The following is a 9,095-nucleotide window of genomic DNA, read 5'->3' as shown; positions in this document are numbered from 1 at the left end:
TTTGTGGGTAGGGGAGAAGATGGTTCACGCATAGGTATTTCAGATTGAATACCATGATTGTAAGCCTGACAGTAAGATTTCCAGGGACAATCAGGGCAATTGGGAGTTTTCCGAGTACAGATAGTTGCTCCCAAATCCATTATTGCTTGGTTAAACTCCCGAGGATGCTGATGATCCAGTAAGGCTTCTGATAGCTTCCATAATTGTTGAGTGGCTTTGGCAGGTGGTATCGACAATGCTACCAATCGTGCTATTACTCGTTTAACATTACCATCGAGAATAGGCACTGGCTGATTGAAGGCAGCGCTGAGAATACCACCTGCTGTTGTTCTACCAATCCCTGATAATGCTAAGACCTGGCTCAGCTCTTGGGGAAAAACGCCACCATGACACTGCATAATTGTTTTAGCGCAGGCGTGCAAGTTGCGAGCACGGGAGTAATATCCCAAACCCTCCCAAGCTTTGAGGACTTGCTGTAAATCAGCAGATGCCAGATGTTCGAGGGTGGGAAATTCCTCCATCCAGCGCTGATAGTAGGGAATGACCGTTTTGACCTGGGTCTGCTGTAGCATAATTTCAGATACCCAGATGCTATAGGGTTCCCAACTTCGTCGCCACGGTAAATCTCGACCAGCTCTGGCATACCAGTCTAAGAGTGATCTTCTTTGTTCCTCAATATTGGAAACCGACAGACTCAGGTTATGATCTGCCGATATTCGATTGGGCATTTTCTCCCTTAAATCTATAGATTCAGCCCTTTTAGCCCAAGGTTTGACTAATCTTCCTCCACAGATTGAGATTCAGCTATTTGCAAAGACTTGTCAAAAACCATACGTTGTTCAGCGTTCCTAAGGAAATAGCCGCTAACCATGGCTGAAGCCAAAAGGCGACCTAGATTTTCACGGCTAGTACTGATAGTTACCCCAAAGTCTTGGGAAGGCAAGTTTCCCAACATTCCCATAATATTGTTTTCCATCACCTGATAGACTTCCGAAGACGTTGGTCTAGACAGCTGGGTAATGGTTTCTGGACTCATCGATTGAACATACTGCCAGAGTAAATTATTGTCAGAATCTTTATCAAAGAACTCAGGAACATGATTGGGATTGGATGCGTTATTCACCGTTTTACCTCCTAGCGATGGCTAATTCCGGTTTTTCTACTAGAGTCGGCAGCCAATGATGATGTTTATCTGTTTAGCTCTACTGCTTCGTATTTCTAATTACTTTAACAGGCAAGTGACCATGGCAAAGTAGGTGGAACCGAACCATCTAGGATCTGATTTTCTCACCTATTGGTCATTAGTCATTGGTGATTGTGGCTAATGACTAATGACTAAACCAACTCAGAACAAATTAACTAGCTGGGATATATTCCCGCATATCCCCTTGACGCTTACGAAGTTTAGCGATCGCTTCTCGTTCGATTTGTCGCACTCGTTCACGGCTGATGTTGAGGTGTTGACCAATTTTGGCTAATGTCATTGGTTCTTCCTCTGTCAAGCCATAACGGAGTTTCAACACCTGCCTCTGCTGCGGTGTCAAATCATCCATGAATTTCTCTAAGTCTAGCTGCATTAACGATTGAGTCACAAAGTCTTCTGGTCCAGGACCGGTGTCTTCGAGCAACTCAACCAATTCTGTATCTTTGTTATCCCCCACTCGCAACTCCAAAGAGAGGGGTTGACGTGCTTGCTCGAAGTACTCCCGCAATTGTGATGGTGTTAGGTTCAACTCAATTGCCAATTCTGAGATAGTAGCTGTTCGTCCCAGCTTTTGGGAAAGTTGGCGCTGGGCTTTTTTTATTTTGTTTAACTTCTCGGTAATATGGATAGGAAGGCGAATCGTGCGCCCTTTTTCTGCGATCGCACGAGTAATTGCCTGCCTTATCCACCAGTAGGCGTAGGTAGAAAAACGATAGCCTTTGGTAGGGTCAAATTTTTCTACACCCCGCTGCAACCCGATGGTTCCCTCTTGAATCAAGTCCAGCAACTCGAGATTACGCTTAATGTATTTCTTTGCCACTGCCACCACCAATCGCAAATTGGCTTCCACCATCTTGCGTTTAGCGGATTCACCAACAGCGATGCTAGACTTTAACTGAGAATCCGTTAGGCAAGATGCTGTTGCCCACTCAGAAAACGTCGGTTCACGACCCAGCTGTTGGACAAGGGACTCTTTGGCTTCCTTTAAGGTTGTTAACTGCTTAACCTTTTTCCCGTAAAAAATTTCCTGCTCATGGGTCAGTAATGGTACACGACCGATTTCCTTTAAATAGGTACGAACTAAATCTGTAGAGTCCTGAGCGGTTTTCATTGGATTCGATGGCGTTATCAGTGAGATTTAAATTAAGAAAATTAAAGCAAATCATGCTGGTTTTCCAAACCAGATGATAAGCTTTGTGGGATTTGAGTTAAATTATTTTAATAAATTTAACATAACTTAACTAAATTCCCGAAGAGGGTGTAAGGTAAGATGACCCAAACAGTTTGGATTGCCAGACACGGAAACCGCCTTGACTTTGTTAACCCCGAATGGTTCAACAAGGCAGAGCGACCCTATGATCCACCCCTTTCAGGAGATGGGGAACTGCAAGCAGCCCAACTGGGTCAACGCCTTGTAGGAAAAGGAATTAGGCATATATTTGCCTCACCGTTTTTACGAACTGTCCAAACGGCTAACCAAGTCGCAGAAATTCTGGATTTACCTATTAAGTTAGAGTTGGGTTTAAGTGAATGGCTCAATCCTGAGTGGATGGCAACTGAACCAGAAAGACTGCCTAATGAAGTATTGCACAAGCAGTTTCAGCGAATTGACACCAGTTATACTTCCTGTGTAATCCCTGAATATCCAGAAACAAGTGTTGCTTTACTCAAACGAACAGGTGAAACGGCACAACGTATCACTGCTCAATTTTCAGAAGATTTACTACTGGTTGGTCACGGACCATCAGTAGTTGGAACCACTCAGGGACTAGTGGGTGCCACACAAGACATTAAAGCATCCTTGTGCTGTTTAGTTAAACTAGTGCGCCAAGAAAAACAGTGGGTGATGGAACTTAATGGAGATACCTCTCACCTGAGTCAGACAGAAGATGTCATCCGGTTTAATTGAAGGGTATAAGCTTCAATAGTATACGAAAGTTTTTTTGTCAATAGTCTACAGCCATAGTCTCCTTTGACTCATCACCTCACACTTTCCTTCGCCCAAGGGGCGACAGTGGCGCGAACGGGTAAGACCTAGGGCTAATCTGGCTGAGGGACGCGCTTTGACCCATAACCAATCACCAAAGACCAATGATACACTAACTGTTCGTGAATTTACAGGTGTCAAGATAGACAAACTAGCTAAGACACCGTAGTTTCCACGAGGGCTAGAAATTAATACTGTGCAACAATTTAGGAATCATCGGGTGATGTAGTATCTTACCATCACCTAAGGTTGGGCGGCGAGTGTTGCCCCTATTTTCTTGGTATGGGCATGAATCGACGCCTTGCAATGGTCAGTGGTCAATGGTCAGTTGCAACAGGTAATTAGCACTTAGCCCATAACTAAAAGCTAGTAGCTGCGTGCGCAACTGACAATGGACAACTGACCTCAAATCCCCCGAATTGATTGGTGGGGATGGGCTGAAAATTATGGTACAGCGTTGAGTTGATGGCGGTTGAATCTATGTCCAGTCTAGGCTAGACAGTTCCGCTCTTAGCTAATTTTATTGGTTATGTTACCTGAGCATGCACCCATGGAATCGAGCACTGGACATCAAAGAGTGGACTATTACCTCTTGAAAGTCCAAGCGGAAATGATTAACCAGATTGCCCAGGTTACAAGGAGGACGTTAGTCCTAAATGAATTGCTACCTACCATAGCTAATCAATTACATCAAATCTTGCAAGTGAGTGGCTGTTTAATGTTTCCCACTCACGACCCTCCAGCTATGGCAACTCATCAAGTTAGCTTTCCCATTACCCAATCAGTGCAGAGTATAGCCGAGCCATCTCTGATCGAGGTATTTCGCCACCTATTTGAGAGTTATCACTCCTGGCTAGCTCAGGGGAAACCGTTGATTATTCCTGAATCGGAGGGAAAACTCCCACCAGAACTGAAGGAATTAACCTATCCATGTGACCTCCGTGCCATCATGATGGTGCCACTGGTCCATGGGCAGTCTTGTCTGGGTAGTATCACCTTGTATCAGTGTGATCAAGAACGAGAATGGACAGTCCAAGAAATTGCCTTCATCCGAGGGATCGCCGATCATTTTGCTATTGCTCTAACCCACCAAGAACTTGAGCAACTCTATCAAAAACAAAGCCAAGAACTTAAACAAAAAGAGTCTGCACTAAAAGTAAGCGAGGCTAGAAACAGAGCACTCTTAGAAGCAATACCAGATGTAATCTTTCGTGTCAATCGGGATGGCTTCTACTTGGATTGGAAAGCGGCCATTGAAAACCCTGTGCTGTTTCTCACCAATAACTGTATTGGGAAACATTTACATAACTGTTTACCCACTGAGGTAGCAGGATTAATTTGGGAGCATGTGGAAATAGCCCTAGAAAGTGATGAGATGCAAGTTATTGAGTCCCCAGTCAGACAAGATGGTAAACTCCGCTACTTTGAGGCTCGTATTGTTAAAAGTGGGTTAGATGAAGTTGCTGTTATTGTCCAGGATATTACTGAGCGTATTGAAGCACGACTCACCCTAGCACAAGTCAATGATGCTTTGGAAGTCAGAGTTCAACAACGTACTGCTGCTCTGAGGAAAGCGAACCAAGCACTCAAGGGGGAAATTATTGAGCGCCAAAAGGCAGAAGAGCAGTTGCGGCAGAGTGAAGAGCGGTTTCGTAATGTCGTAGAAATTAGTAGTAATTGGATGTGGGAGATGGATGAAAATGCTGTCTATACCTACGCTAGTCCCAAAGTCTGGGAATTACTCGGTTATGAACCATCAGAAGTAGTTGGCAAAACTCCCTTTGACTTAATGTCACAGGAAGAGGCAAAACGTGTCATGGAAATTTTGGCTTCCTTTACCGTTTTAAAACACCCCTTTAGCAACTTGGAAAATACCAGAATTCACAAAAATAGTCAGTTAGTGGTTCTGGAAACCAGTGGTGTACCAATTTTTGATCGTCTTGGCAAGTTTTGTGGTTATCGAGGGGTTGATAGAGATATCACTCAACGGAAACAAACAGAATTAGAAATCATCAATGCACTGGCTAAAGAAAAACAACTTGGGGAGCTAAAATCTCGGTTTATTACCATGACATCTCACGAATTTCGTACCCCTCTAACAACGATTTTTTCATCAGCAGAGTTACTGGAACATTACGGTAATAAATGGTCAGAATGTAAAAAGAATAATCACCTAAATCGCATTCAAAAAATGGTTCAACATATGACCAGACTTTTGAATGATATATTGCTAATTGGCAAGGTAGAATCTGGTAAATTAGAGTTAAATTTAAACCCGATAGAGTTAGAAAAATTTTGCAAAAATTTAATTGATCAAATCCAACTTTATGATCAAAATAATCACATAATAAATTTTATTTTTAACTTAGAAAATTTTGGTAATCAATTAGGAAGTAATCATGAAAAAAATAATGCTGCTAGTTCCTTATCATCCACCCGACCCTATATGGATGAAAAATTGCTTAGGCAAATTTTGGAGAATTTGCTGAGTAATGCACTGAAGTATTCTCCCAATGGTAGCACGGTTGAGCTTCAACTCACTTGCTCTGCCAATCAGGCTATCTTTAAAATCAGCGATCAAGGTATTGGTATTCCTGAAGAAGACCAAGGACTACTATTTGAGACCTTTCATCGAGGTACAAATGTCGGGACAATTACCGGAACTGGCTTAGGCTTGACAATTGTCAAAAAGTGTCTCGATATCTACCAAGGTCAAATTGATCTAGAAAGTGAGGTAACTGTCGGTACAACGTTTACTGTAACCCTGCCAATATATTACTTACTATCAAATTAATGATGAGAAAAATATTAGTGATTGAAGATGAAGAGTTTGTCCGGGAAAACATTATAGAACTCCTGGATGCTGAAGGGTTTGATGTCATTGGAGCAGAAAATGGTCGTGTTGGTGTTAGTTTAGCGAAAGGAACTATCCCAGATTTAATTATCTGTGATGTCATGATGCCAGAAATGGACGGTTACAGTGTCTTAACATCCCTGCGTCAAGACTCAATGATGGCAACAGTTCCTTTTATTTTTTTAACAGCAAAGGCTGCTAAAAATGATTTTCGTCAAGGTATGGAACTAGGGGCAGATGACTATATTACCAAACCCTTTACTAGAGCAGAACTTCTAGGGTCAATTTCCAGTAGACTCAAAAAAAAAGCTGCTGTTCATAAGCATTACAATACTGAACTTCAGGAAGCTAAAAATAAACTCAATTACTTGATCCACCATGACAGCTTGACCAACCTACCTAATCGGCTGTCCTTGCGAGAACGGTTTAAGCAAGTAAAACAACACATCGACGATAATCAAAAACTGGTTACCTTTCTATCTTTGGGTTTAGATCGGTTTAATCAAGTTAACAATAATTTCGGTCATTTTTGGGGAGATTATTTACTAAAATTTGTTGCTCAACGCCTCGCTGATTGTGTGGGTATTCAGGATACAGTTGCTCGTTTAAATGGCGATCAATTTGCCGTTATTATAGCCACAGCTCAACACAAACAAGATGTCATTAATGTTGTCCAAAGCATTCTTGATAGCCTTTCTCAAACTATCGTTCTGGATGATCAAGAAGTTTTTATCACCGCCAGTATTGGTATTGCCATTTATCCCCGTGATGGTGAAGACGTTGAACAATTACTTAATCATGCCAACCAGGGGATGCTTCAGGCAAAGCGTCAGGGGGGTGATCAATATCAGTTTTATACCAGTGCCTTGAATGTCAATTCTTCAAATCATCTTACCTTGCAGAGTAGCTTACGCTATGCTTTGGAACGGGAAGAATTCCAGGTTTACTATCAACCCCAAATCAGTCTCGATACAGGAAAAATTGTTGGTGCTGAAGCTCTATTACGTTGGCATCATCCAGAACTCGGTTTAGTTCCCCCAGCAAAATTTATTCCGATCGCCGAAGAAACCGGTCTGATCTTATCCATTGGAGAATGGGTATTACAGCAGGCTTGTCAGCAAGCTAAACTCTGGCAAAATGATGGATTTACCTCTTTCCGTATAGCAGTAAATTTATCAGGTCGTCAATTTAATAAACCTGATTTTTACGATAATTTAGTCAAGATTTTGCAGTCAAATGATTTAACCTATCAAACTCTAGAATTAGAACTAACTGAAAGTATACTAGTTAAAAACACTGAGACGGCTATTCGTCAGTTAAATGAGTTGAAAAATCTAGGTTTAGAAATTGCAATTGATGATTTTGGTACAGGATATTCTTCCTTAAGCTATTTACAACAATTTCCCTTTGATGTTCTCAAAATTGATCAATGCTTTGTTCGTAATATTGTGCAGAAGCCTAACCAGGCTGCTATTACTAAGGCAATTATACAAATGGCAAAAAGTTTAAATCTACAACTGATTGCTGAAGGAGTCGAAACTCAAGAAGAATTGGCTTTTATTTATTCTCATAAATGTGATCGAGTTCAGGGTCACTTGATTAGTAGAGCTTTACCAGCGCCGGAATTTAAACGTTTGCTCAATAGCGGTATTGGTTTCCCACTACCTCAAGTCAATTAGATTAGTTTTACAAAGCGCAAAAAAATGGTAAGAACAAAAATTCTGTTAATTGAAGATGAACCTTCAGTACGAGAAAATATACTGGAGTTACTTGAGGCTGAGGATTTTGAGGCGATTGCTGGTAGTAATGGTCGGATTGGTATCGAGTTAGCCCAGGATGAATCGCCGGATTTGATTATTTGCGATGTCATGATGCCAGAACTTGATGGTTATCAGGTATTGCAGACCTTACGTAAACATCCTGCTACAGCAACTATTCCTTTTATGTTTCTTACAGCTAGAGCTGAAAAAACTGATCAGCGCCAAGGAATGGAATTAGGAGCAGATGATTATCTAACCAAGCCATTTACTAGAGTAGAACTACTAGGAGCAATTACTACTCGATTGGAAAAGCAAGCTACCCTTGAGTTGCAAAAAGATAAAAAACTGGATGATTTGCGTAGTCATATTACACTGTCTTTGCCCTATGAAATGGATAAACCCCTAAATCGGATTCTGGATATTTCTCAACTAATTATGGAAAAATGGGAAAGTTTGGAACGATATCAAATTAAGACTATGGCAGAAGATATCCATCAGTCGGGTGAACGGTTATTAAGGTTAATTCAGAACTTTTTACTTTATGCAGAGCTTGAAATAATCGCTACAGATTCCAAGAAAATAGAAAATCTACAAAAGACTACCAGTAAATTGCCTAATCCGGTTCTGGCTAATTTGATTCAGAATCTTGCTCAAAAGACAGGACGGGTTGCGGATTTGCAATTAGATTGGCGAGAGGCTACTATTGCTATGTCGCAAAACCGACTTAATAAAATGTTGGAAGAGTTAATTAATAATGCCTTTAAATTCTCACCAGAGGGAACACCTGTTTGGGTAAATAGCTATTCACAAAATAATACGTTGATCTTGTCGGTCCACGACAAGGGACAAGGGATATCTGACGCTGAAATGGCCGAATTGGAAGCGGACTTACACTTTAAAGGTAACCTCTACGAACAACAAGGCTCAGGGTTAGGGCTAGTGATTGCTAAACGTCTAGTTGAGTTACACGGTGGTAAATTAACAATACATAGTACACTAGGAGAACAAACTACAGTGCAAGTAATCCTACCCCTAATCTCTAAAGGGCTACTCCCTTGACCAATAACCATTTAGGATATACCATTTAACATGGACTTTCTTTCCTTAAGTTGGTAGCTATCCTAGGAGAGAGAATAATATATTTATTTTTAGCAGATGACTTGGGTAGGTTATATTTAAACCAAGAAGTGGAGGTATTTTGTTAGTTGGGTTGTAATCAACTTAACCGTTATGGCAGGACATAGTAAATGGGCAAATATTAAGCGTCAGAAAGCGAGGGTTGACGCAGTT

8 protein-coding genes are annotated in these 9,095 nt (G+C 41.3%); 5 read left to right on the top strand and 3 right to left on the bottom strand.

Annotated features, from left to right (window positions below; translation table 11 throughout):
- The 3 genes from mutY to F6K52_RS26570 all read right to left on the bottom strand — a co-directional run.
- The coding region (mutY, locus tag F6K52_RS26580) for an A/G-specific adenine glycosylase (RefSeq protein ID WP_293085383.1) at positions 1-728 on the bottom strand (728 nt) is incomplete at its 3' end.
- A 47-nt stretch (positions 729-775) separates the two neighbouring features.
- Positions 776-1,123, bottom strand: a complete 348-nt coding sequence (locus F6K52_RS26575) for a DUF760 domain-containing protein (protein WP_293029537.1) — start codon at positions 1,121-1,123, stop codon at positions 776-778.
- 232 nt (positions 1,124-1,355) lie between these two features.
- Entirely contained in the window at positions 1,356-2,315 is a 960-nt protein-coding gene (locus tag F6K52_RS26570; RefSeq protein WP_293085380.1) for an RNA polymerase sigma factor, RpoD/SigA family, read from the bottom strand.
- A gap of 159 nt (positions 2,316-2,474) precedes the next feature.
- Here F6K52_RS26570 and F6K52_RS26565 point away from each other — a divergent pair, with 159 nt between their 5' ends.
- The 5 genes from F6K52_RS26565 to F6K52_RS26550 all read left to right on the top strand — a co-directional run bounded on the left by F6K52_RS26565 (position 2,475) and on the right by F6K52_RS26550 (position 8,864).
- Positions 2,475-3,113 (top strand): histidine phosphatase family protein, encoded by a 639-nt coding sequence (locus F6K52_RS26565; protein WP_293085377.1) that lies wholly within the window; start codon positions 2,475-2,477, stop codon positions 3,111-3,113.
- A 338-nt stretch (positions 3,114-3,451) separates the two neighbouring features.
- Positions 3,452-3,532 carry a hypothetical protein gene (locus F6K52_RS37095; RefSeq protein WP_364419821.1) on the top strand — a complete coding sequence of 27 codons (81 nt, stop codon included), beginning with the start codon at positions 3,452-3,454 and terminating at the stop codon, positions 3,530-3,532.
- A gap of 209 nt (positions 3,533-3,741) precedes the next feature.
- Positions 3,742-5,985 (top strand): ATP-binding protein, encoded by a 2,244-nt coding sequence (locus F6K52_RS26560; protein WP_293085374.1) that lies wholly within the window; start codon positions 3,742-3,744, stop codon positions 5,983-5,985.
- On the top strand, positions 5,985-7,724 hold the full coding sequence (locus F6K52_RS26555; protein ID WP_364419814.1) for an EAL domain-containing protein: 1,740 nt from the start codon (positions 5,985-5,987) through the stop codon (positions 7,722-7,724). Before F6K52_RS26560 ends, F6K52_RS26555 begins: the two co-directional genes overlap by 1 nt.
- Before the next feature lie 24 nt (positions 7,725-7,748).
- Positions 7,749-8,864, top strand: coding sequence for a response regulator (locus F6K52_RS26550; protein ID WP_293085371.1), 1,116 nt, complete (start codon positions 7,749-7,751; stop codon positions 8,862-8,864).
- Positions 8,865-9,095: the final 231 nt, after the last annotated feature.

Origin of the sequence: Moorena sp. SIO3H5, from assembly GCF_010692395.1 — a bacterium.
Lineage (GTDB): Bacteria > Cyanobacteriota > Cyanobacteriia > Cyanobacteriales > Coleofasciculaceae > Moorena.
The sequence above is the reverse complement of the archived record's forward strand: the minus strand, read 5'-3'. Positions and strand labels throughout refer to the sequence as shown.